This window comes from Mesorhizobium sp. (assembly GCF_024509055.1).
Classification (GTDB): Bacteria; Pseudomonadota; Alphaproteobacteria; order Rhizobiales; family Rhizobiaceae; genus Mesorhizobium.
Genome location: NZ_JANINM010000272.1, coordinates 1 through 2,351 on the forward strand (window position 1 = coordinate 1; position 2,351 = coordinate 2,351).

The 2,351-nt window shown below is 64.4% G+C and carries 1 protein-coding gene; it reads left to right on the forward strand.

The window, feature by feature from the left end; genetic code table 11:
- Positions 1 to 2,231: 2-oxoglutarate dehydrogenase E1 component (locus Q0L57_RS12760; RefSeq protein WP_296743146.1), on the forward strand; the 2,231-nt coding region annotated here is incomplete at its 5' end.
- Positions 2,232 to 2,351 lie beyond the last annotated feature (120 nt).

A 2,351-nucleotide genomic window follows, 5' to 3' on the forward strand; every position in this document is an offset into this window, starting at 1 on the left:
TCAAGTACAAGGGCACCAAGCGCTTCGGCCTCGACGGCGGCGAGTCGCTGATCCCAGCGCTGGAGCAGATCGTCAAGCGTGGCGGCCAGTTGGGCCTCAAGGAGATCGTGCTGGGCATGGCCCATCGCGGCCGCCTCAACGTGCTTTCCCAGGTGATGGCCAAGCCCCACCGCGCCATCTTCCACGAGTTCAAGGGCGGGTCGGCCGCGCCCGACGAGGTCGAGGGCTCGGGTGACGTCAAGTACCATCTCGGCGCCTCGTCGGACCGCGAGTTCGACGGCAACAAGGTGCATCTGTCGCTGACCGCCAACCCCTCGCATCTTGAAATCGTCGACCCTGTCGTGATGGGCAAGGCGCGGGCCAAGCAGGACCAGTTTGCCGGCCGCGAGCGCGGCGAGGTCGTGCCGCTGTCGGAGCGCGCCAAGGTCATGCCGCTCCTGCTGCATGGCGACGCCGCCTTTGCCGGCCAGGGCGTGATCGCCGAGATCCTCGGCCTGTCGGGCCTGCGCGGCCATCGCGTCGCCGGCACGCTGCACGTCATCATCAACAACCAGATCGGTTTCACCACCAATCCGCGCTTCTCGCGCTCCTCGCCTTATCCGTCGGATGTGGCCAAGATGATCGAAGCGCCGATCTTCCACGTCAATGGCGACGACCCGGAGGCGGTTGTGCACGCGGCCAAGGTCGCGACCGAATTCCGCATGAAGTTCCACAAGCCGGTGGTGGTGGACATGTTCTGCTACCGGCGCTTCGGCCACAATGAGGGCGACGAGCCCGCCTTCACCCAGCCGATCATGTACCGCAACATCCGCACTCATAAGACCGTGGTGCAGGTCTATGCCGACCGGCTGATCGCCGAAGGCCACATCACCCAGGCCGAGGTCGACAAGATGCGGGCCGACTGGCGCGCGCATCTGGAAGCCGAGTGGGAAGTCGGCCAGCACTACAAGCCCAACAAGGCCGATTGGCTGGACGGCGCGTGGTCGGGCCTGCGCACGGCCGACAACCAGGACGAACAGCGGCGCGGCAAGACCGCCGTGCCGGTGCGCACGCTGAAAGAGATCGGCAAGAAGCTGACCGAGGTGCCGAAGGATTTCGAGGCGCACAAGACGATCCTGCGCTTCCTCGAGAACCGCCGGCAGGCGATCGAAACCGGCGAAGGCATCGACTGGTCGACGGCCGAGGCGCTGGCCTTCGGCGCGATCCTGCTCGACGGCAATCCGATCCGGCTCTCCGGCCAGGATTCGGAACGCGGCACCTTCTCGCAGCGCCATTCCGTGCTCTACGACCAGCGCGACGAGAACCGCTACATCCCGCTCAATAACCTGTCGGCGGCCCAGGCCGGCTACGAAGTCATCAACTCGATGCTGTCGGAAGAAGCCGTGCTCGGCTTCGAATATGGCTACAGCCTGGCCGAACCCAAGGCGTTGACGCTCTGGGAAGCGCAATTCGGTGATTTCGCCAACGGCGCCCAGGTGGTGTTCGACCAGTTCATTTCCTCGGGCGAGCGCAAGTGGCTGAGAATGTCGGGCCTCGTCTGCCTCCTGCCGCATGGCTATGAAGGCCAGGGGCCGGAGCACTCGTCGGCACGTCTGGAGCGCTTCCTGCAGCTCTGTGCCGAGGACAACATGCAGGTGGCCAATTGCACGACGCCGGCTAACTATTTTCACATCCTGCGCCGGCAGTTGAAGCGCGACTTCCGCAAGCCGCTCATCCTGATGACGCCGAAGTCGCTGCTGCGCCACAAGCGGGCGGTGTCGACGCTGTCGGAGATGGCAGGCGAGAGCTCGTTCCACCGGCTGCTGTGGGACGATGCGCAGCTGCTTGCGGACCAGCCGATCAAGCTGGTCAAGGATTCCAAGATCCGCCGCGTGGTGCTGTGCTCGGGCAAGGTCTACTATGATCTCTATGAGGAGCGCGAAAAGCGCGGCATCAACGACATCTACCTGCTGCGCGTCGAACAGCTCTATCCGTTCCCGGCCAAGGCGCTGATCACCGAACTGTCGCGTTTCCGCAATGCCGAGATGGTGTGGTGCCAGGAAGAGCCCAAGAACATGGGCGCCTGGTCGTTCATCGACCCCTATCTGGAATGGGTGCTGGCGCATATCGACGCCAAGCACCAGCGGGTGCGCTACACCGGCCGGCCAGCCTCGGCGTCGCCGGCGACCGGGTTGATGTCGAAGCATCTCAGCCAGCTGGCGGCGCTGCTCGACGACGCGCTCGGCGAATAAACAGACCTCAAGAAGACAAGAGAACGGACAGGCACAATGGCTACCGAAATCCGCGTCCCCACTCTCGGCGAATCCGTCACCGAGGCGACCGTCGGCAAGTGGTTCAAGAAGGTCGGCGAT